Here is a 21,276-nt window from a genome sequence, read left to right as displayed (position 1 = left end):
GGTCAGCCGCCGCCGAGCTGCCGCAGCTGGTCGCGCAGGGCCATCGCCGCGCCGGGATTGCGCTGCTTGGCGGCGCCAATGAACAGCACATAGACCTCGCGCGGCGACTGCGCGGGCACGTCGGCGGCGAGGTGGGGCAGGTCTGCATTGTCCTCGCCGCGCGCCCAGCGCATCGCACGCAGGCACCACTGCTCCATCGCCCGCGCTGGATAGCCGGCACGCAGGTTGGCGCGTGAGCGCATCAGCCGCGCATAGATGAAGTCCGCGGTCGGGTCGGCGAAGCTGGGGTAATCGTCCGAGCCGCTGAACACCAGCGCGGCGCCGTGCGCCCGGGCAGCAGCCAGCAGGTCCGGTGTCCAGGCAGCCGGGTTGCGAACCTCCAGCGCGTGCTGCAGGCGCTCGCCGCCAACCTTGCGCGGAAGCATGCCCAGGAACGCATCGAACTCGGCCGCGGCGGCCGGATGGTTTTCGCCGAACTGCCAGATCAGCGGCCCCAGCCGGTCCTCCAGCGCGCTGATACCCTCGATGAAGTGCTCGGCACGTTCGCCGACGGTGGTCAGGTCATGGGTCTGGGTGATCGTGCGCGGCGCCTTGGCCGAGAAGCGGAAACCCTCGGGCGTCTGTTCGCGCCACTGTGCATAGATGGCCGGCTTCTGCGCGCGGTAGAAGGTGCTGTTGATTTCAATGCAGCCGAGCTGCTCGCTGGCATAGGCCAGCTCTTCGCGCTGCGGCAGCCCGGCCGGATAGAAGGTGCCACCACGCCATGCCGGGAAGACCCAGCCGCCGATACCGGTGCGGATGATGCCAGGCGGTGCGCTCATGCGCCGCCCGCGTGGCCGGCCCACGGGTCGTAGCTGCCGAACCACCACAGGTAGCCCTCCGGATCGCGGCAGGCATAGCCACGGCCGCCATAGGGCTGGTCGGCGATGTCGATCACGATCCGGGCGCCGGCGGCAACCGCGCGCGCATGATGCGCATCCGGGTCGGCCACGATCACGCAGGCCGTCTGGGTCTGGCGGCCGCCGACCTCATCGGGGTGCACGCTGTAGCGGCCCCATTCGCTGGCGTTGTCGACCGACCCGAGCATGATCATGCCGTGGCCATACACCAGCTGGGCGTGGTGGACGATATCGCCCTCGGCGTACACCGCCTGTTGCTGGAACCCGAACGCGCGCTGCAGCCAGGCAATGGCGGCGTGTGCATCGCGGTAGCGCAGGCAGGGAATGATCGTAGCGGTGGTCTGCGCGGGCGCGGTCATGGCGGGCCTCCTTCTGGCACAGGCGAGCCTGATCCGGCCCGCGTTACCATCGTGCGAAACCGGGGCATCGGCACCTTCGACGCCCCCGCCACACGCAACCGGAGACACTGCTTGAACACATCCTGGATCGGAGGCGCCGTGCTGCTCGCATGCGCACCCTTGGCATCGGCCGCCGTGCCGGCCGAACTGCAGCGGCTGGACGCCACCATCGAACGGGCCCGCGCCGAGTTCGACATCCCCGGCATCGCCGTGGCGGTGGTCAAGGACGGCAAGGTCGTGATGGAACGCGGTTACGGTGTGCGCGAGCTGGGCAAGCCGGCGCCGGTCCAGGCCGACACGCTGTTCGCGATTGCCTCCAACACCAAGGCGTTCACCGCGACCTCGCTGAACCTGCTGGCCGAGCAGGGCAAGCTGAAGATGGACGATCGCGTGATCGATCATCTGCCGGGCTTCCGCATGTCCGATCCGTATGTGACCGGCGAAATGCGGATCCGCGATCTGCTCTCGCATCGCAGTGGCTTGAGCCTGGGCGCGGGCGACCTGCTGTTCTGGCCGACCACCTCCTACAGCAACAAAGAGGTGGTGCAGCGTCTGGGCAAGGTGCCGCTCAAGGCCGGGTTCCGTGATCGCTACGCCTACGACAACATTCTCTACGCGGTCGCCCAGCAGGTGATCGAACAGGTCTCCGGGCAGACCTATGCGGACTTCCTGCAGCAGCACATCTTCACCCCGGTGGGGATGCGCGGCACACGTTACAACGCCGATCATCTGCAGCCCGGCGACAACGCCGCGGTCGGTCATGCCAAGTACGATTTCAGCCAGCTGCGCACCGTCGCACCGCTGACCTGGTCCAACAATGCCGGCGCCGGCGGCATCTATTCCAGCGTGCATGACATGGCGCGCTGGATGAACGTGCAATTGGCCCAGGGCACGCTGGAGAACGGCCAGGCGCTGTTCACCGCCAAGACCCAGCAGGCGATGTGGCAGATGATCACCCCGCAGGTCGTGCCCGAGCCGAGCGTGCCGCAGCTTGCGGCGGCACGGCCGAATTTCGCCGGTTATGGCGAGGGCTGGAGCCTGAGTGATTACCGCGGCCAGAAGCTGGTCTGGCACACCGGCGGCTGGCCCGGCATGGTCTCGCGCGTGACCCTGGTGCCGGAGCACAAGCTCGGCATCGTGGTGCTGACCAACCAGGAAGTGGGTGCCGCCTTCAACGCAATCACCATGGAAGCGCTGGACGCCTACCTGCAGGCGCCGGCCACCGACTGGGTCGCCGCCTATGCGGCCGCCGTGGCCAAGTCGCAGGAGAAGGCGGACGAGGGCTGGGCCAGGCACCAGGCGGCGCGCGATGCGAAATCCACGCCGTCGCTGCCGCTGGCACGCTACGCGGGCGGTTACCGCGACGCGTGGTACGGCGACGTATTCGTTGAACAGCAGGGCGGCAAACTGCGCCTGCGCTTCGGCAGGACCGCGCAGTTGATCGGCACGCTGGAACATTGGCAGCACGACACCTTCCTGGTGCGCTGGGACGACCGTTCGCTCAATGCCGATGCCTTCGTGAATTTCAGCCTGGATCCGGACGGCAAGGTCCGCGAGGTGCGCATGCAGGCGGTGTCGTCGCTGACCGATTTCAGCTTCGATTTCCAGGACCTGCTGCTGACCCCGATCGCGCCGGAGACCAAGGGCTGAACCCCGTCGCCGGCGTGTGATGGAGGTGAGAGTAAAAGGGCAGGCCGCGGTGGGATAATCGCGGCCTGTTTTGTTTTCGGTGCACTGCGATGTTCCGCTGGTTCGAATCGCTGATTCCGGTTTTCCCGCCGATCGATGGGCGCATGCCGCCGCGCAAGGTGGTGCCGTTCTACATCCACTATCTGCGTCCGGTGTGGCCGGTGCTGCTGGCCACGTTGATCGCCGGGCTGCTGCTGGCGCTGGTGGAAGTGGCGATGTTCGATTTCCTGGGCCGCATCGTCGACATGGTCGCCGAGCAGCCCGGCAGCGACTTCTTCGCCCGGCATGCCAACACGTTGATGTGGATGGCCGGCATCACCCTGATTGCGCGGCCGCTGCTGGTCTCGCTGCACAGCCTGCTGGTCAACCAGGCGATCGTGCCGGGGTTGAGCAACCGCTCGCGCTGGCTGATGCACAACTACGTGGTGCGGCAGAGCCTGAGCTTCTTCCAGAACGATTTCGCCGGCAGCATGGCCAACCGGGTCATGCAGACCGGTACCTCGCTGCGCGAATCGGCCGTGCAGATGGTCGATTCGCTCTGGTACATCATCGTCTACACCGGCACCGCGCTGTACCTGTTCGCGCAGGCCGACTGGCGGCTGATGATTCCGCTGGGGCTGTGGATGGCCGGCTATGCGGTGATCATGTGGTACTTCGTGCCGCGGGCCAAAGAGCGCGCGTGGATCGCCTCGGAGGCGCGCTCCAAGGCGATGGGCCGCATCGTGGATGGCTACACCAACGTGCCCACGCTGAAGCTGTTCGCCCATGGCGGCCGCGAGCAGGCCTACGTGGCCGAGGCGATCGACGAACTGGCGGTCAAGCACCGCGGCCAGACCCGGGTCACCACCGGGCTGGAAGTCACCATCGCCATCGTCAACGGTTTCCTGATCGTGGGCACCTGCGGCCTGGCGTTGTGGCTGTGGAACGGCGGGCACATCACGGTCGGTGCGATCACCCTGGCCACCGGCCTGGTGATCCGCATCCACAACATGTCCGGCTGGATCATGTGGACGATCAACGGCATCTTCGAGGATATCGGCACGGTGCAGGACGGCATCACCACCATCTCCCAGCCGCTCACCGTGCAGGACCGCGCCGATGCCGTGCCGTTGGTGGTCAGCCAGGGCGCCGTGCATTTCGATCACATCCATTTCCACTACGGCAAAAGCGGTGGCGTCATCGCCGGGCTGGACCTGCAGGTGAAGCCCGGTGAAAAGATCGGTCTGGTCGGCCCCTCCGGTGCCGGCAAGTCGACCCTGGTCAACGTGCTGCTGCGGCTGTACGACCTGGAGAGCGGGCAGATCCGCATCGACGGCCAGGACATCGCCGGTGTCACCCAGGAAAGCCTGCGCCGCCAGATCGGCGTGGTCACCCAGGACACCTCGCTGCTGCACCGCTCGATCCGCGACAACCTGCTTTACGGCCGCCCGGACGCGACCGAGGAACAGCTGCATGCCGCGGTGGCCAAGGCACGGGCGTCGGCCTTCATCGACACCCTGCGTGATGGCGAAGGACGGCAGGGTTACGACGCGCACGTCGGCGAACGCGGGGTGAAGCTGTCCGGTGGCCAGCGCCAGCGCATCGCGATCGCGCGGGTGCTGCTCAAGGACGCCCCGATCCTGGTCCTGGACGAGGCGACCTCGGCGCTGGATTCGGAAGTGGAAGCGGCGATCCAGGACAACCTGGACGAACTGATGACCGGCAAGACAGTGATCGCGATCGCGCACCGGTTGTCCACGATCGCGCGCATGGACCGGCTGGTGGTGATGGACCATGGCCGCATCGTGGAGACCGGCACGCACGCCGAACTGATCGCGGCCGGCGGCTTGTATGCCCGTCTGTGGGCGCGGCAGACCGGTGGATTCGTGGCCGCCGACGCGTAACCCTCGATTCACCCACGTCGCACTCGCCCCACGTGCCCGTTACCTGCATCCACGGGCGCTGTGCAGATAAAGAAACGGCCCGGGTCACCCCGGGCCGTTTGCCTGTCTGACGAGGAACCAGGCAGTACTTACTCGATCGGCTGGTCCAGCATCAGCTGGCGCGCGAAACGCACCGGCGGCGCGCCGTAGGACAGCATCTGGTCGTGGTAGGCCTTCAGGTTGAACTTGGCCCCCTGCTTGTCCTGCACGGCCTTGCGCGTGTCGAAGTGCTCCTGCGCACCGACGAAGTAGGTGGGCAGCTGCGCGGAGGTCAGCTGCGCACGCACCCACTTGCCCGAGGCTTCGCTTTCCTGCTGGAAGGCGTCGTGGGTCATCAGGTGCATCGCCTGCTCGCGCGTCCAGTTGTCCACGTGCACGCCCTGGTCCAGGATCGCGTTGGAGATGGTGCGCAGGTAGAACTTCAGCTGCACCAGGTGGAACAGCGGATCGTTGTCCAGGTAACCCTGCTCCTGCATCATCCGCTCGGTGTAGACCGCCCAGCCTTCGGCGAACAGGCCCGAACGCAGCACCGCGCGCAGCGTGGAGGGGAACTTGCCCGAGTGCCAGCCTTCCAGGTAGTGGCCCGGCGTGCCTTCGTGGATGCTCAGCAGGTGGATCATGCGGCTGTTGTATTCGCGCAGGAACGAATCGACCTGCTTGTCGGTCCAGTCGTCGGGAATCGGCGAGACCGCGTAGAAGGTCTTCAGGTTCTTGTCGAGCGGGCCCGGCGAATCGCAGTAGGCCACGGCCACGCCGCGCTGGAATTCTGGCATCAGGATGATGTCCACCGGTGAATCCGGCAGCGTCATCAGGTCATGCTTGCGCACGAATTCAGTGGACTGTTCCAGCGCGGCCTTGGCGTCTTCAACGACCTTGTCGCGGGCCGGTTTGTCGGCATAGGCCAGCTCCAGCGCGGCTTCGATCGCCGCCTGCTGCTGCTCGTCACTCGGGTTGGCCGGCAGCGCCGGGGCGCCCGGCTTGTCCTTGAGCACGGTCTGCGCGATGCCGTACATGTCCTGGCGCACGCGCTTGAGTTCGGCACGCGCGCGCTCGCCGATCTCGGCACGCGACAGCGAGGAGTTCAGCGCGAACTTGAGCTTCTGGTCATACAGGTCCGCGCCGATGCGGAAGTCGCCCTTGGCATTCGGCACCAGGGTCTTGTCCAGCCAGGTCTGCTGCTCCTCGACGGCCTTCTTCAGGCCCTCGATCGCCGCCTGCAGGCGCTTCTGGTCTTCGGCCGGCAGCTCACCGATATGCGGGGTGATGAAGGTATCGACGATGCTCAGGATGCCGCGGTTCTGCTTGGCCACGGTTTCGGCGTGGATCTTCGGCACGCGGGCCTGGTCCAGGTTCTCACGGGCCTGGGCGAAGATCTGCGGCAGCTTCTCCATGCGCGCGGTGGCCGACTTCAGGCGCTCGGGCAGCGGCGCGAACTCACGCGCCATCAGGCCGTACAGCGCGCTGCCGGCCATGCCGTTGTACATCTGCGGGTCCCACTTCGGCGACTGCAGCACTTCGGCGGTCCAGACTTCGGACTGCAGCTGGTTGCGCAGGATCGCCGCGTCCACCTGGTTCTCGCGCGAGAGCTTGCTCACGTCGATCTTGTCCAGGTCGGCGAGCAGGGCCTTGTACGCGGTCAGCACCTTTTGCTGGCCGGCGGCGCTCAGGTCATCGATCTCGCTGTCATAGCGGTGGTCGCCGATCTGCGTGGCGCTGATCGGGGACAGCTGCATCCAGGTGTCCAGGGCGCGCTTGGACAGATCGGCAAAGGCCGTATCGACCGCGGCATCGCCGGCGGGGGCAGCCGTTTCTGTGCCGGTGGCGGGCGCAGGGGAGTCGGCCTGCTGGCAGCCACCAAGGGCGGCGATCAGGGCGAGGGCAAGCAGATGCTGGCGCATCGGTGTTCCTGTACTGGGGACAATCCCCGAGCATAGGGCCGATGGCCCCCGTTGTCCCCGTGCCATTGGATTACCATGCGCCGTGAAGATCATCGCATTGACTGGAGCTGCACTGTGACTGGATGGACACGACGGGCCCGCGCCGGGCTGGCAGGGATGCTGTTGTTGGGCCTGGTGGCCTGTGGCCGCGGCGGACAGGATTACGCGGCCGATGCGGCCGCCGGAGCGGTTGCCTCGCCGGAGGGTGCGTTCCTGGCCTATGAACATGACCTCCGCATCCAGCTCGATGCCAAGCGCATCAGCGAGCGGGTCAAGGCCGTGTCCGAGGCGTGCCAGAGCAACCGGTTCGGCGACTGCGCCGTGCTGCAGGTGGGCGAAGAGGGCGGTGAGACCCGCTCCGGCTCGATCCGCGTGCGCATCGCGCCCAAGGGTGTCGAGCCGATCATCGCCCTGGCCGGTGAAGGCGGCGATGTGGCCTCGCGCAATACCCATGCCGAAGATCTTGCCCAGCAGGTGGCCGATACCGCGCTGACCCAGGCGCGGCTGCAGAAGGAGCATGCCCAGTTGCAGGCGTACCAGCAGCGCAGCGACATGAAGGTTGCCGATCTGTTGGCGGTCTCACAGCGCATGGCCGAGATTGAAGCGGGGCTGGAACAGGCCAACAAGGACGCCGCGCAGCAGCGTCGCCGGATCGATACCCAGCTGGTCACGATGCGTTTCGAAGGCCCGGCCGGGCAGCGCAGCCGCAGCGAGATCGGCAAGGCGGTCAGTGAGTTCGGCTCCATCGTCACCACCAGCATCGCGTTCGTGATCCGCGCGGTTGCCGCGCTGCTGCCGGTTGGTGTGGTGGCCTGGGCAGTCGGTGCCGTGGTCGTGGCGCTGTGGCGCCGCCGCAAGCGACGCAAGGCTGCGGCGGCCGCACGCTGAGCCTGCCTGTCGTGCCGCGCGTGACAGCGCGGCACGACGGTCGAGTCAGCCTTCGTCCTGCTCGTATTCCACGAAGACGTCCAGCTCCAGCGCCAGTTCCTGCACGGCGTCGCGCACGCGCTGGGCGCCGAGCGCATTGCCGACTTCCACTTCCAGTTCGTGGGTGCCCGGGCCGATGTCATCGGACAGGCCGGCCGAGCTGGAATCGTCGTCGTCCATGTGCGGCATCAGGTCGTCGGTTTCTTCGACGTGTTCGATCCCCTCGATGCTCTGCAGCAGGTCGGTGATGGCACGCGCATCGTCTTCGGTGCCGGTGATTCGCAGTCGCAACAGGGCCATGGGGTGAGCCTCGGGGAAAGGGACTCCAGCCTAGCCAGCGGGCGGAAAAGGTCGGGTGAGGATGCGCGCTGGGCCGTGGTGTCCGGTTCAGTCGCGCGTCGGGTCGGCGGGTGGCAGGCCCAGCAGTTCGTCAGGCAGGGCCGGCAGCGGGGTGCGCTCATCCAGCGCTTCGCGCTTGAGCCAATCCATGAAGGCCTGCGCGGTCGGGCTGAGCGGACGGTGTTCGGCGTGCACCACGTAGTAAGCGTAGCGTGCCTTGAGCGCAGGGCCAGGCAGGCGCACCAGTTCGTAACGCTGCAGATAGGGTTGCGCGATGTGCTTGCGCGCCAGCACCGCGCCGATGCCGTACACCGCTGCGCGCATCGCATCGGTGCTGTCGCTGAAGGTGTGCAGCGAGGGCAGGTCCAGGCCGCGGACACCGGCAGCGCGGAACCAGTCGCGCCAGCCCTGCGGGGACATGTCGCTGAGCAGGGGCAGCGCGGCGATCTGCGCGGCGTCGCGCAGCGCCGAAACCCCCGCCAATGCCGGCGAGGCGACCGGGCAGAGTTCATCGTCCATCAGGTGGTGCGCGGTCATGCCCGGCCACTGGCCCAGGCCGTAACGGATGCCCAGCTCCGGGCCGCTCTCGTCGAAGCGCACCAGCTCCGTGCTGGTCTGCAGCTCGATGCGCATGCGTGGATGCTGTCGGGTGAAGCGCGGCAACCGCGGGATCAGCCAGCAGTACGACAGCGAGCGGATGGTGGTGACCCGCAGCGGCACGATGTCCGCCTGCGGGTGGAGGTTGCCGGCCACGGCATTGAGATCGCTCAGCGCGGCGGCCGCCGCATCGGCCAATTGGCGTCCCTCGGCGGTCAGCCGCACGCCGCGCGCGTGGCGCTGGAACAGGACCGTGCCCAGCAGCTCTTCCAGCCGGCGCACATGGTGGCTGACCGCGCTGGCGGTCAGGTGCAGCTCCTGGGCGGCATGGGCGAAATTCTGATGGCGTGCAGCCACCGCGAACACCCCCAGCGCGGGCAGCAGGGCAGGGCGAAGGATCATGGTCGAGACCCAAATCATATTTGTGGCTTGCACGGATACTACGCGCTTGTGGGCGCGTGACGGCAGGCGGATGCTGTCGCCCTTCCTCTCCGGATCCACGCGCATGTTGCCGTCCTTTACCGCTACTCCAGCGTGTCAGCGTCCTTGCGGAGACCCGGCGTGAGCGGGGCGCCGCTGGCGGCGGGCAGCGTGGATCGTGATTGGCGCACGCCGCTGGAGTTGACCGTGCTCGGCGCGATCTGGGGCTGCTCGTTCCTGTTCATGCGCGTGGCCGTGCCCGCCTTCGGGCCCTATGCGCTGGTGGAGGTACGGCTGCTGCTTGGTGCCTTGGTGCTGCTGCCGTTCCTGTGGCAGGCGCGGGTGCAGTTCCCGGCGCGGCGCTGGTTGTGGTTGGCGCCCATCGGGGTGATCAACTCGGCCATTCCGTTCGTGCTGTTCGCCTGGGCCGCACAACGCGCCCCGGCCGCGATCGGCGCGATCTGCAATGCCATGACCGTGTTGTTTGCCGCGCTGATTGCCTTCCTGTTCTTCGGCGAAAAGATCGGCATGCGCCGCGCGATCGCCCTGCTGGTCGGCTTTGCCGGCGTGGTCGTGCTGGCCACGGTCAAGGTTGCCGGGCTGAGCATCGGCGCAGCGGTGGTCGCCGGTGCGCTGGCCGCGTTGCTGTACGGGCTGGGCGTCAACCTGGTGAAGCGCCACATGACCGGCCTGCCGCCGGCCGCCTCTGCCGGTGCCACGCTGGGCTGCGCGGCGATCCTGCTGCTGCCGATGGCGCTGACCCACTGGCCGGCCGCACCGATCCCGATGCTGTCCTGGGCCTGCGCGATCGCGCTGGGCGTGGTCTGCACCGGCCTGGCGTTCCTGATGTTCTACCGCCTGATCGCCCGCATCGGCCCGGCCCGCGCTTCGACCGTGACCTACCTGGTGCCGATGTTCGGCGCCCTGTTCGCCTGGCTGTTCCTGGGCGAACCGGTGACCGGCGCGATGATCATCGCGGGCGTGTTGATTCTTGGGAGCGTGGCGGTGTCGCAGCGATAGGCCGTCGTGGCCGCGTGCAGCGACCCATGGGTGGCTCTATCGGGGCATCCGGACGCTGACGCGTCGGTTATCTCATCCTCAGCGCACCGGTACCGGGATGTTGCACAGGTCGATGTGGTCGGCCGGGCGCTTGTAGAAATCGTCGACGCGGTTGCGGCGCGCTTCGGTCGCCTCGGCGAAGGTCCTGGAGTCGGTGCGCAGCACCTGCAGTCTGGGTCGCTGCGCAGCCGGGACATCGCTGGCGCGCTGGACCGACTGGATCGCGGTGCGCTGCGCCGGGTCGGTGTAGAAGCCCATCGGTGCCGGTCCACGCGGCAGCGCGCTGAGCAGCTCCATGCCCTGCAGCACGCGGCCGACCAGGGTGATGTTGCGGTCCAGCTGGCGCGGTGACTGCCCGGTCACGACGTACAGCTCGGCACCGATGCTGCTGTCTTCCTCGTTGTTGCGACCAGCGCCCAGCGCGCCATAGCAATGCGCCAGCCAGGTCTTGCCGTCCTTGCGGTCCTGTCCCACCGGGAAACCATCGACAAAGCCGGTCTGGTCGGCCCAGCCGTCACGGTCGGGCAGGACGCTGACCGTGAGCCCCTTGCTGTCGCGCTGGAACTCGGCCGGGAGCTTGCGTTTGGCGCTGCCGAGCGGCTTTGCCTTGGCGGCATCATCGGCGTCGGCATCGCCGAACTGCACCACGAAGTTGTCCTGTGCGCGGTAGATGCTTTCGCCATCCCAGAAGTGCTCGTGGGCCAGCGTCTGGATGTTGGCCACGTGCTGCGGCGCGAAGGCCGGGGCCAGCTCGATGATGACCCGGCCGGTGGGCAGGTTCATGTACAGCAGGTTGGCCGGGTCCGGTGTGCGCCAGTCGCTGTCCGGCGAGGCGTCCAGAATCTGCTGCGGGCTGCGGTAGGGCGTGGCGGCGCTGGCCACGGGGGGCAGCAGGCAGGCCAGGGCGAGGGCAAGCAGGGCAGGACGACGTGGCGACATGGCAGACCCGTTCAGGAAGGTGTTCCCCGATTGTGCGCGAAGCACGTCGGCCACCGCCACCCGGCCCTGCCCAACCGGCACGGTGACTAACGACACATCCGCTATAGCGAACTTCGGACTAGTGTGGACTCCACGCTAGCGGAGACCGCCATGAGCGACCACGAGGTCCATCTCAAGAAGTTCCAGAAAGAGCTCAGCTCCGGCACGGTCTCCCTGGCCTTGCTGGCGGTGCTGGCCAGGGCGGGCGAGCCGCTGTACGGCTACCTGATCGCCAAGGAGCTGGAGCGGGTCGGCGAGGGCGTGTTGAGCGGCAAGCAGAGCGCGCTGTACCCGGTGCTGCGCAACCTGGAAGGGGCCGGGTTGCTGGAAAGCCATGTTGAACCGTCGGTGGCCGGTCCGCCGCGTCGCTATTACCGCATCAATGACACGGGGCGCGAAGTGCTCCGGCACTGGACCGCCGCGTGGCGTGCCACCCGTGATTCCGTCGATTCCGTCCTGGAAGGGGTAACCGAATGAACATCGAATCCGTGGCCGGTCGGGCCTTGCCGACCACCATTCCCGCGTATCTGGCGCAGCTGCGTGCGGCACTGCACGACGCCGATCCGGCCATGGTGCAGGACGCGCTCTACGACGCCGAGGAATACCTGCGCTCGGAGTTGGCCGCGCAGCCGGGCCGCAGCGAGGCCGAGGTGATCGCCGATGTCGCCGGCAGCTACGGGGCGCCGGAAGAGGTTGCCGAGATCTACCGCGAAACCGAGATCACGGTGAACCGCGCGCTGCGCACGCCGAGCGCCGGCGCGGCACCGCTGCGCCAGGCCGCGCCCAGCGGCCCCGGCATGGGCGCCGTGCCGCCCCCGCATGCCCCGACCAGGCCGCGCTCTGCGCTGGCCAGCTTCTTCGGTGTCGCACTGGAGGCGCGCACCTACGGCGCGCTGTTCTACATGCTGCTGTCGCTGGCCACCGGCACGTTTTTCTTCACCTGGGTGGTGACCGGGCTGTCGCTGTCGCTGGGCCTGATGGTGCTGATCATCGGCATCCCGGTGGCGGTGTTGTTCTTCGGCTCGGTGCGCGGGCTGTCACTGCTGGAAGGGCGCCTGGTGGAAGCGCTGCTGGGCGAGCGCATGCCGCGCCGGCCGACGTACTCCGACCGCAGCCGCACTTGGCTGCAGCGTATCGGCGACATGTTCACCGACGGGCGGACCTGGCTGACCCTGCTGTACTTCGTGCTGATGCTGCCGCTGGGCATCGTCTACTTCACGATCGCCACCACGCTGCTGTCGACCTCGATCGGCTTCATCTGGGCGCCGGTGGCGGCGCTGTTCTCCAGCGACTACGTGGGCATCCACATCGACGGCATCCAGATGCTGTCGGCCTGGGTCACGCCCCTGCTGGCCGTGATCGGCGTGCTGCTGCTGTTCGCCACGCTGCACCTGGCCCGCGGCATCGGCCGCCTGCACGGAATGATGGCCAAGCATCTGCTGGTGCGGTTGTAAACGGGACACGAGGATGGCGAGGGTGACGACCAACGGTCGTCACCTACCGGCGCTGCAGAACCCGAGGATCCGGTAGTGCCGGCCAGCGGCCGGCACTACCGCATATCGCGCTGGCGTCAGCCGGCTTTACGCCGCAGCGGCGTCACGTTGCTCGCGATCTTCGCGGCCTTCTTCGGCTTGCTGGCCACGGTCTGCGCATGGGCGGCGAAGAAATCACGCACCTTCGGGTAGACGGTTTCGCGCCAGCGGCGGCCGCTGAAAATGCCGTAATGGCCGGCGCCTTCCACGATGAAATGCTCGCGGTGCGCAGCCGGAATGCCGGTGCACAGTTCCTGCGCCGCTTCGGTCTGGCCAAGGCCGGCGATATCGTCCAGCTCGCCTTCGATGCTCAGCAGCGCGGTGCCGGTGATCGCGCTGGGATCCACGCGTTCCCCCTGCACGTACCACTCGCCGCGCGGCAGCAGGAACTCCTGGAAGACCACGCGGATGGTATCGAGGTAGTACTTGGCCGGCATGTCGAGCACAGCGTTGTACTCGTCGTAGAAACGCCGGTGCGCGTCGGCATCTTCCATGTCGCCCTTGACCAGGTCGGCATAGAAATCCCAGTGCGAACTGAAATGGCGGCTCGGGTTCATCGAGAGGAAACCGGCATGCTGCAGGAAGCCGGGATACACGCGGCGGCCTGCACCCGGGAAGGTGGCCGGCACGGTGTGGATGACGTTGTTTTCGAACCACGACATCGGGTTCTGCGTGGCCAGGTTGTTGACCGCGGTCGGGCTGCAGCGCGCATCGATCGGGCCGCCCATCATCACCAGCGAACGCGGCGTGGCTTCACCACGGCTGGCCATCAGCGAGACGGCGGCGAGCACCGGCACGGTCGGCTGGCAGACGCTGACCACGTGCAGTTTTTCCGCGCCGAGGTGGCGGATGAATTCCTGCACATAGGCGATGTAATCCTCCAGCCCGAACTCGCCTTCGCTGCCGGGCACCATGCGCGCATCGACCCAGTCGGTCACATACACGCGGTGGTCGCGCAACAGGGTGCGCACGGTATCGCGCAACAGCGTGGCGTGGTGGCCGGACAGCGGCGCCACCACCAGCACGAACGGCTGGTTGAGCATGGTGTGCAGCTGGTCGGCTTCATTGCTGTGGCGCTTGAAGCGCAGCAGCTTGCAGAACGGCTTGCTGACCTCTTCGTGGACGACGATCGGCACGCGCTCGCCCTCGACGTCGATCTCGTTGATGCCCCATTCGGGCTTCTCGTAATCCTTGCCAATGCGGTGGAACAGCTCGTTCACAGCGGCCAGGCGATCCGCGCCGGGCATCTGCGACCACCAATGACCTTGATTGGCGAAGAACTTCGCGTTGGCCTGGGCCTGGTGCACCCACGGGGCGAGCAGGTTGCGGGTCAACTCATGCAGCTGATATAGCATGACGTCCGATATGTATGGTCTTATGTTGCCGCGCAGCATAGCGCACCCGTCGCGCGGGCGCGTTAATGCGGGGGCTGTCTCAATTGTTATAGAGACTCAAGGCGCGCCGCGTTCCAGTGCCGCCGCCTGTCCGGACAGTGCGGGCGACAACCAGCAATGCGAGCCCAACGCGGTGAATCCGACCCGCTTGAGCTGGCTGCGGTACCAGCGCGCCGGACGGGCCTGGAAGCCTTCATGGTCGCCATCGAAGTCATCCTCGGCGGTGAACGCCTCCAGGAACGCGACGCCGGCGGTGAGTTCGGCGAAGCCTTCCAAGGCCGGGCGCAGTTCGCGGCTGGGCACGTAGTGCATCACATCCGAACAGATCAGCAGATCGACCGGCGCGCACGGACGCAGCCAGGCGAAATCGCCGACCCTGGCGGGGTGCAGGTTGCGGCTGCGGCCGTAGCGATGCACCGCGTAATCGCTGCTGTCGAACCCAAGGTACTGCACGCGCGGACGCAGCTTGAGCAGCGGCGCACGCCAGGCGCCTTCGCCGCAGCCGATATCCAGCACGCTGCGGATCGGGCGTTCCAGGTAGTACTCGGCACTGGCCACGGCGAGTGCCACCTTACGCGCCAGGCGCGCGGCGCCACCGGTCTGGTCGGGCTGGTACCAGCGCTGGAAGTAGGCGGCGTCGTAGGTTTTGTCCATGGGGATCTGCAGGTGGGCGAAAGCGGCGCCTATCGTACGGTGTGGCGCGCGCGGATGCGCAGCCGGGGTGCGGCGAAGGGTCGCGTCGGCCACCCGTGGGGCGGCGCAACCGGGCATGCGAGAATGGCGGCCAACCTACGCCAGCCGCGGGAGCAAGCGCATGCAGTCCTATTACTGGGTCAAGACCTTCCACCTGCTGTTCGTGGTGGCATGGATGGCGGCGGTGTTCTATCTGCCCCGGATCCTGGTCAACCTCAGCGAGACCGCCGGCCAGCTGCCGGTGACCGAGCGGCTGCAGCTGATGGGCCTGCGCCTGTACAGGTTCGGGCACATGATGTTCGGCCTTGCGCTGATCCTGGGCGTGGTGCTGTGGCTGGGCTATCGCGTGATTTCGGACTTCCCGACCATGGTCGCCCCCGGTGCGGCAGGCTGGCTGCATGCCAAGCTCGGCCTGGTGGTGCTGCTGCTGGTGTACTACTCGTGGACCGGCCGGCTGTTGAAAGGCGCGGTGAAGGGCAGGGTGCTGCCGTCCTCGCGCGCGCTGCGCTGGTTCAACGAACTGCCGCTGGTGCTGTTCATCGGCGTGGTGTGGCTGGTGATCGCCAAGCCGGTCTAAGCGATCCGCAGCGGTGGTGCCGGCCGCAGGCCAACTACCTAGGACCCCGCGTGCGAAACCGGGTAGTACCGGCCGCTGGCCGGCTCACGGTGATGCCGGGGATGCCGGAATGGAGGAGCCGGCCAGCGGCCGGCACGACCGCCGAGCCAGGTCGCCGGCGTGCAGCACAAAAAAAGCCGGGCGCTCGCGCGTCCGGCTTTTTCGTTTCCGCCGCAGCCCGGTCAGGCTACTTCGTAGGTTCCGTAGCTGCGCAGGCGCTCGTAACGCTTCTGCAGCAGCTCATCGACCGGCAGCTTCTCCAGCACGTCCAGCTCGTTGAGCAGCACGGCCTTCAGGCGCTTGGCCATCTGGTTAGGGTTGCGGTGGGCGCCGCCGGTGGGCTCACGCACGACCTTGTCCACCAGGCCCAGGCTCTTCAGGCGCGGGGCGGTCAGGCCAAGCTGTTCGGCGGCATCCTTGGCCTTGGCCGGGTCCTTCCACAGGATCGAGGCGCAGCCTTCCGGGCTGATGGTCGAGTAGACGCTGTATTCCAGCATCACGGTGCGGTCGCCCACGCCCAGCGCCAGTGCGCCACCGGAGCCGCCTTCACCGATCACGGTGCAGACCACCGGCACCTTCAGTTCGGCCATTTCCATCAGGTTGCGTGCGATCGCTTCGGACTGGCCGCGCGATTCGGCGTCGATGCCCGGCCAGGCACCGGCGGTGTCGATCAGGGTCAGCACCGGCAGGCCGAAGCGTTCGGCCATCTTCATCAGGCGCAGCGCCTTGCGGTAGCCCTCCGGCTTGGGCATGCCGAAGTTGCGCTTGATCTTTTCCTTGGTGTCGCGGCCCTTCTGATGGCCGATCAGCATCACCGAGCGGCCACCGATACGGGCCAGGCCGCCGATGATCGCCTTGTCGTCGGCGAAGGCGCGGTCGCCGGCCAGTTCCTGGAACTCATCGCAGATGATGCGGATGTAGTCCTCGGTGTACGGGCGGGACGGATGCCGGGCCAGCTGCAGGACCTGCCAGGAGGTCAGGTTGCGGAAGATCTGCGCGGTGCGCACCCGCAGCTTGTCCTGCAGGGCATTGACCTCGGCCTCGACATTGACCGCAGGTCCGGCGCTGGCGCTGCGCAGTTCCTGGATCTTCGCCTCCAGATCAGCGATGGGTTGCTCGAAGTCGAGGTAGTTCGGATTCATCGGAAACCGTCGTGAAGAAAAGAGGGAAAGTGTAGCCGAATGCGCCGAAAAGCCCCGTACGCCGTCGTCTGGAAACCGACGGTAGCGCAGCGGGGCCAGGGGCGCCAGTCAGGTCAGGGCACGACCAGCGCCGCACTGCCCATCAGCCTGCTGCGGGTCTGCACGAAGGTGTTGTAGCCCTCGTTGGCCTCCTTGGGCAGGCCCGAGCCCAGCGTGGCGGTCGCGGCGGTGAAGGCCATCTGCGCCTGGAAGGCCTCCTGCTGGAGCTGCAGCTGCGCATCGGCGGTGGTGGCATGCAGGTAGCGGGTGTACAGCTCGCGCAGCGGGCCGGCATGGGCCTCGAAGGCCGGGTCCAGCGCGGGCAGGGCGGTCGGAGCGGCTTCCAGCGTGTAGGTGGGCGCGACATAGCCCTTGGGCTGGTGGCGTACATAGACGCCGGGGTCGCCCAGGTTGTCTTCGACATAGTCGATGAAGGCCGGGGCCGTGAAGATCTTGGCGTTGATCCGGCCGCCGCTGGCGTCCACGTGCATCACGGTCTGCTCTTCGGGGAACGGCTCGTGGACGCCGAAGGTCCACGTCTTGTCGATGAACAGCGCGTGGGTACTCTGGTACGGCCCCTCGAAGTGGACGCCGCCCAGCTCGATCTGGTTGTTGAGGTCGCCGAAGTTCTTCAGCTTGTCTTCGCCGGTGACGTAGATCTCGTTGGCGATCACGTACTCGGCCAGGGTCGGGTTGATCAGGCCACCCTTGCCCTTGGCGTAGACGATGAAGCGCACGTCGCCGAGGCGTTCGGTCTGCAGATGATGTTCACCGGGCTTGAGCTTGACCGGGCGCGAGGCGTGCGCGGCGATCGGCAGTTCGTTGCCATCGATGCGCAGGGTCAGCGGGGTATCGCCCGGGTTGTCGATCTCGAACGTCTGGGCGGGGCTGGAACAGCCGGTGAGGGCAGCGGCTGCGATCAGCAGCCCGGTAAAACGCTTGATCAAAACAAAACACCTGTGTTGCAACAGAAAAAAAAGAATCAGTTCGCCCAGGGCGGGCTGTAGCGCACTTTCACCGTGCGCACCGCAGGGTCGGCGCGCAGCGCATCGACCAGCTGGCTGTCCACGCGCACGGCGATCTCACCGGCCACATCGAGCATGCCGGCCACCGGGCCCTGCGCCGAGCCGAGCAGCAGGTCCAGGCGCAGCGGCGTGCGGCCCGGGCGATGGCGGTCGAGCAGGGCGTTGATGCGGTTCCACACGGCGCCGTCCTGGCGCAGGTCCAGCCGCAGCGACAGGCGCGTGGCGTAGTTGGCGCAGATGTCTTCGTAATCCCAGACCTGGCGGATGCGCAGCGCGTAGCCACCGTTGAACTCGTCTTCGCGCAGGCCACCCTTGACCACCAGGATGCGGTCCTTGGTCATCAGGTGGCCGAACTCGGCCAGGCCATCGGTGAAGGCGCTGCACTCCACGCGGCCCTTGCCGTCTTCGAGCTGCATGAAGATCTGGCTCTCGCCCTTGCGGCGCACCCCGACCACCAGGCCGGCGAGGATCACCGGGGTTTCCTGGCGCCAGGCACGCTTCTCGCCATCCTTGCTCGGGCGTGCCGGCGGGATCAGCTTCTCGAGCATGCCCAGGTCGGTGCCGACCAGATCCTTGACGTCATCGGCGTAGGGATCGAACGGGTGGCCGCTGAGGTAGAAACCCAGCGTTTCGCGTTCGCCTTCCAGCAGTTGGCCCAGCGCCCACTCTTTGGCTTCGGGCAGTTCCAGCTGCATCGCGGTGGTGACCGGATCGGGCGCACCGAACAGCGAGTTCTGGCCGGAGGCCTTCTCGCGTGCCATCTGGTCGGTGGCCTTGAGCACTTCGGGCAGCTGCAGCATCAGCGAGGCGCGGTTCTTGCCGAGCCCGTCCATCGCGCCGCAGTTGATCATCGCTTCGAGCGTGCGGCGGTTGAGCTTGCCGGACTCGGCGCGCATGCAGAAATCCAGCAGCGATGCATAGCGGCCGCCACGCTGGCGCTCCTCCACGATCGCTTCGCAGGCGCCCTGGCCGACGCCCTTGATCGCGCCCAGGCCGTACACGATGGTGTCGGCGCTGGAGGCTTCGAACATGTAGGCCGATTCGTTCACGCGCGGCGGCAGCACGGTCAGGCCGAGGTTGCGCACTTCGGCGAGGAAGCCGACCACCTTGTCGGTGTTGTCCATGTCCGAGGACAGCGTCGCGGCCATGAACTCGGCCGGGTAATGGCGCTTGAGCCAGGCGGTCTGGTAGCTGACCAGCGCGTAGGCGGCGGCGTGCGACTTGTTGAAGCCGTAGCCGGCGAACTTCTCCATCAGGTCGAAGATCGCGTCGGCCTTGGCTTCGACGACGCCGTCCTTGGCCGCACCTTCGCGGAAGATCTCGCGGTGCTTGGCCATTTCGGCCGGCACCTTCTTGCCCATCGCACGGCGCAGCAGGTCGGCGCCGCCGAGCGAGTAACCGCCCACGATCTGCGCCATCTGCATCACCTGCTCCTGGTACACCATGATGCCGTAGGTGTCTTTCAGGATCGCTTCGGTGCGCGGATCGGGGTAGATGATCTCTTCCTGCCCGTGCTTACGCGCGTTGAAGGAGGGAATCAGGTCCATCGGGCCGGGGCGATACAGCGACACCAGCGCGATGAGGTCTTCGAAACGGTCGGGGCGCGCGTCCTTCAGCAGGCGGCGCATGCCCGAGGATTCGAACTGGAATACCGCGCCGGTGTTGCCGTTGGCGAAGATGTCCTTGTAGGTGGGCACGTCATCCAGCGGCAGCGCGGTGATGTCCACCGGCGGGATGCCGGCGCGTTCGTGGCGCTTGTTGATCGCCTTGACCGCCCAGTCGATGATGGTCAGCGTGCGCAGGCCGAGGAAGTCGAACTTCACCAGGCCGATTTCTTCGACGTCGTTCTTGTCGAACTGGGTGACCGGGTTGCGGCCACGGCCGCCTTCGTCATGTTCGGCGAACAGCGGGCAGAATTCGGCCAGCGGCTCGGGCGCGATCACCACGCCGCCGGCGTGCTTGCCGGCGTTGCGGGTGAGGTCTTCGAGCTGGCGTGCCAGGTCGATCAGATCGCGGACATCATCTTCGTTCTGGTAGCGCTGGATCAGCTCCGGCGAGGCCATTTCCGAATCCTTGCCTTCGCCCATCGCATCCTTGAGCGAGATGCCCAGGATGTTCGGGATCAGCTTGGAAACGCCGTCGACCAGGCCGTACGGGAAGCCGAGCACGCGGCCGGAATCGCGCACCACGGCCTTGGCCGCCATGGTGCCGTAGGTGATGATCTGGCTGACCCGGTCACGCCCGTATTTACGCGCGACGTAGTCGATGACCTCGTCGCGGCGGTCCATGCAGAAGTCGATGTCGAAGTCGGGCATCGACACGCGTTCGGGGTTGAGGAAGCGCTCGAACAGCAGGTTGTAAGGGATCGGATCCAGATCGGTGATCTGCAGCGCCCAGGCGACCAGCGAGCCGGCACCGGAACCGCGGCCGGGGCCGATCGGAATGCCCTGGTTCTTTCCCCACTGGATGAAGTCGGCCACGATCAGGAAGTAGCCGGGGAAGCCCATCTTGATGATGGTGGCCAGTTCGAACTCGAGGCGCTCGAAATAATCGGCGCGGGTCTTGCCCGGCGCCAGCGGATTCTTTTCGAGGCGCGCTTCCAGGCCCTTGCGCGATTCGCTGCAGATCCAGCTGTCGAGGGTTTCGTCCTCGGGCACCGGGTAGTTGGGCAGGAAGTAGGTGCCCAGGCGCATTTCGATGTTGCAGCGCTCGGCCAGCGCGAGCGTGTTGTCGATCGCGTCGGGGATGTCGGCAAACAGCGCGCACATGTCCTCGGCGGACTTCAGGTACTGCTGGTCGCTGTAGTCGCGCGGGCGCTTGGGGTCGTCCAGCACGCGGCCGGAGGAGATGCACACGCGGGCTTCGTGGGCGTTGAAGTCTTCCGGCTGCAGGAAGCGCACATCGTTGCTGGCGATCACCGGCAGGCCGCGCTGGCCGGCGGCCTGCAGGGCGAACTGGTTGAAGGCTTCTTCGCCGTCGCGGCCGGTACGGGTCAGCTCCAGGTGCAGGCCATCACCGAACACGCGCTGCCAGTCGGCCAGTTGCTGCTCGGCCAGGTCATGGCGGCCATCGCCGGCCAGGCGGCCGGCAAGGCTGTCGCGGCCGGCCAGTGCAAACAGGTTGTGGCAGCCGGCTTTGAGCCACTCCGGGTGCACAGCGACGCCGCCTTCGGGGCGGTGGCCTTCCATCCAGGCGCGGGTGAGCAGCCTGGAGAGGCTGAGGTAGCCTTCGCGGTCGCGGCAGAGCAGGGTCATGCGCCAGGGCGTCATGCCTTCTTCGGCGATCATGATGTCCGCGCCGGCGATGGGCTTGATGCCCACGGTTTCGGCGGCTTTGTAGAACTTGACCAGCGCGAACAGGTTGTTGAGATCCGTCACTGCCAGTGCAGGCAGCTTCAGTTCGACCGCGCGGCTGAGCAGGTTGGCCTGCTTGGCTTTTTTCGGGTCAGCCTGATCCGGCTTCGCCGGGACACGGATGGTCGAATCCGCCAGCGAAAATTCGGTGTGGACGTGGAGATGTACGAAACGGGAAGTGGACATGCCGAACCAATGTGATGCCCGGTCAGGGTAGCGGTGGTGGTGGACGCTAACAAGGCTTGACAGGGGTGTTGCGGGGGCGCGCGCGGGCGCTGGGGTTCAGGTTTGCCGGGGCATCCGACGCCACCGCTGGC

The 21,276-nt window shown here is 66.9% G+C and carries 18 protein-coding genes; 7 read left to right on the top strand and 11 right to left on the bottom strand.

Going from position 1 to position 21,276, the window contains the following annotated elements:
• Positions 1-2: 2 nt before the first annotated feature.
• Together HMPREF3113_RS13360 and HMPREF3113_RS13355 are read right to left on the bottom strand one after the other, a co-directional pair.
• Complete coding sequence (locus tag HMPREF3113_RS13360) at positions 3-821, bottom strand: DUF72 domain-containing protein (protein ID WP_070473309.1); 819 nt, start codon at positions 819-821, stop codon at positions 3-5.
• Positions 818-1,258 (bottom strand): VOC family protein, encoded by a 441-nt coding sequence (locus HMPREF3113_RS13355; protein ID WP_019184426.1) that lies wholly within the window; start codon positions 1,256-1,258, stop codon positions 818-820. Before HMPREF3113_RS13355 ends, HMPREF3113_RS13360 begins: the two co-directional genes overlap by 4 nt.
• Before the next feature lie 111 nt (positions 1,259-1,369).
• Between HMPREF3113_RS13355 and HMPREF3113_RS13350 the strand changes: the two genes are divergently transcribed.
• Positions 1,370-2,947, top strand: coding sequence for a serine hydrolase (locus HMPREF3113_RS13350; protein ID WP_070473307.1), 1,578 nt, complete (start codon positions 1,370-1,372; stop codon positions 2,945-2,947).
• Between the two features lie 89 nt (positions 2,948-3,036).
• Entirely contained in the window at positions 3,037-4,869 is a 1,833-nt protein-coding gene (smrA, locus tag HMPREF3113_RS13345; RefSeq protein WP_070473305.1) for a multidrug efflux ABC transporter SmrA, read from the top strand.
• A 128-nt stretch (positions 4,870-4,997) separates the two neighbouring features.
• Here the strand turns inward: smrA and HMPREF3113_RS13340 are convergent, their stop codons facing one another.
• Positions 4,998-6,806, bottom strand: a complete 1,809-nt coding sequence (locus HMPREF3113_RS13340; protein WP_070473303.1) for a DUF885 domain-containing protein — start codon at positions 6,804-6,806, stop codon at positions 4,998-5,000.
• 156 nt (positions 6,807-6,962) lie between these two features.
• Between HMPREF3113_RS13340 and HMPREF3113_RS13335 the strand changes: the two genes are divergently transcribed.
• On the top strand, positions 6,963-7,733 hold the full coding sequence (locus tag HMPREF3113_RS13335) for a DUF4349 domain-containing protein (protein ID WP_083279873.1): 771 nt from the start codon (positions 6,963-6,965) through the stop codon (positions 7,731-7,733).
• Positions 7,734-7,778: 45 nt separating this feature from the next.
• Here HMPREF3113_RS13335 and HMPREF3113_RS13330 read toward each other — a convergent pair whose 3' ends face one another.
• Together HMPREF3113_RS13330 and HMPREF3113_RS13325 are read right to left on the bottom strand one after the other, a co-directional pair.
• The gene (locus tag HMPREF3113_RS13330; protein ID WP_019184421.1) at positions 7,779-8,072 is read right to left on the bottom strand and encodes a hypothetical protein; all 294 of its coding nucleotides are present in this window, start codon (positions 8,070-8,072) and stop codon (positions 7,779-7,781) included.
• Between the two features lie 87 nt (positions 8,073-8,159).
• Positions 8,160-9,110 (bottom strand): LysR substrate-binding domain-containing protein, encoded by a 951-nt coding sequence (locus tag HMPREF3113_RS13325; RefSeq protein ID WP_070473518.1) that lies wholly within the window; start codon positions 9,108-9,110, stop codon positions 8,160-8,162.
• Between the two features lie 159 nt (positions 9,111-9,269).
• On the opposite strand from HMPREF3113_RS13325, the gene HMPREF3113_RS13320 reads away from it, so the two are divergent.
• Positions 9,270-10,148 carry a DMT family transporter gene (locus tag HMPREF3113_RS13320; protein WP_070473301.1) on the top strand — a complete coding sequence of 293 codons (879 nt, stop codon included), beginning with the start codon at positions 9,270-9,272 and terminating at the stop codon, positions 10,146-10,148.
• A 78-nt stretch (positions 10,149-10,226) separates the two neighbouring features.
• Here the strand turns inward: HMPREF3113_RS13320 and HMPREF3113_RS13315 are convergent, their stop codons facing one another.
• Positions 10,227-11,126 (bottom strand): peptidylprolyl isomerase, encoded by a 900-nt coding sequence (locus HMPREF3113_RS13315; RefSeq protein WP_070473299.1) that lies wholly within the window; start codon positions 11,124-11,126, stop codon positions 10,227-10,229.
• Between the two features lie 150 nt (positions 11,127-11,276).
• Here HMPREF3113_RS13315 and HMPREF3113_RS13310 point away from each other — a divergent pair, with 150 nt between their 5' ends.
• Together HMPREF3113_RS13310 and HMPREF3113_RS13305 are read left to right on the top strand one after the other, a co-directional pair.
• Positions 11,277-11,642, top strand: coding sequence for a PadR family transcriptional regulator (locus tag HMPREF3113_RS13310; RefSeq protein WP_070473296.1), 366 nt, complete (start codon positions 11,277-11,279; stop codon positions 11,640-11,642).
• Positions 11,639-12,619, top strand: a complete 981-nt coding sequence (locus HMPREF3113_RS13305; protein WP_070473294.1) for a sensor domain-containing protein — start codon at positions 11,639-11,641, stop codon at positions 12,617-12,619. The genes HMPREF3113_RS13310 and HMPREF3113_RS13305 overlap by 4 nt, the downstream gene beginning before the upstream one ends.
• 116 nt (positions 12,620-12,735) lie before the next feature.
• Here HMPREF3113_RS13305 and phaZ read toward each other — a convergent pair whose 3' ends face one another.
• Complete coding sequence (gene phaZ, locus HMPREF3113_RS13300; RefSeq protein WP_172838054.1) at positions 12,736-14,091, bottom strand: polyhydroxyalkanoate depolymerase; 1,356 nt, start codon at positions 14,089-14,091, stop codon at positions 12,736-12,738.
• Positions 14,092-14,148: 57 nt separating this feature from the next.
• On the bottom strand, positions 14,149-14,745 hold the full coding sequence (locus tag HMPREF3113_RS13295) for a class I SAM-dependent DNA methyltransferase (protein ID WP_046272054.1): 597 nt from the start codon (positions 14,743-14,745) through the stop codon (positions 14,149-14,151).
• Positions 14,746-14,905: 160 nt separating this feature from the next.
• Between HMPREF3113_RS13295 and HMPREF3113_RS13290 the strand changes: the two genes are divergently transcribed.
• On the top strand, positions 14,906-15,361 hold the full coding sequence (locus HMPREF3113_RS13290) for a CopD family protein (RefSeq protein ID WP_070473292.1): 456 nt from the start codon (positions 14,906-14,908) through the stop codon (positions 15,359-15,361).
• Positions 15,362-15,582: 221 nt separating this feature from the next.
• On the opposite strand, the gene HMPREF3113_RS13285 is transcribed toward HMPREF3113_RS13290, so the two are convergent.
• The 3 genes from HMPREF3113_RS13285 to dnaE all read right to left on the bottom strand — a co-directional run bounded on the left by HMPREF3113_RS13285 (position 15,583) and on the right by dnaE (position 21,145).
• Positions 15,583-16,542 carry an acetyl-CoA carboxylase carboxyltransferase subunit alpha gene (locus HMPREF3113_RS13285; RefSeq protein WP_019184412.1) on the bottom strand — a complete coding sequence of 320 codons (960 nt, stop codon included), beginning with the start codon at positions 16,540-16,542 and terminating at the stop codon, positions 15,583-15,585.
• Between the two features lie 113 nt (positions 16,543-16,655).
• Positions 16,656-17,507, bottom strand: coding sequence for a hypothetical protein (locus HMPREF3113_RS13280; RefSeq protein WP_254665302.1), 852 nt, complete (start codon positions 17,505-17,507; stop codon positions 16,656-16,658).
• 56 nt (positions 17,508-17,563) lie between these two features.
• On the bottom strand, positions 17,564-21,145 hold the full coding sequence (gene dnaE, locus HMPREF3113_RS13275; protein WP_070473290.1) for a DNA polymerase III subunit alpha: 3,582 nt from the start codon (positions 21,143-21,145) through the stop codon (positions 17,564-17,566).
• Positions 21,146-21,276: the final 131 nt, after the last annotated feature.

Source organism: Stenotrophomonas sp. HMSC10F06, from assembly GCF_001807865.1.
Classification (GTDB): Bacteria; Pseudomonadota; Gammaproteobacteria; order Xanthomonadales; family Xanthomonadaceae; genus Stenotrophomonas; species Stenotrophomonas bentonitica_A.
This window is presented reverse-complemented; position numbering and strand designations above follow the sequence as displayed.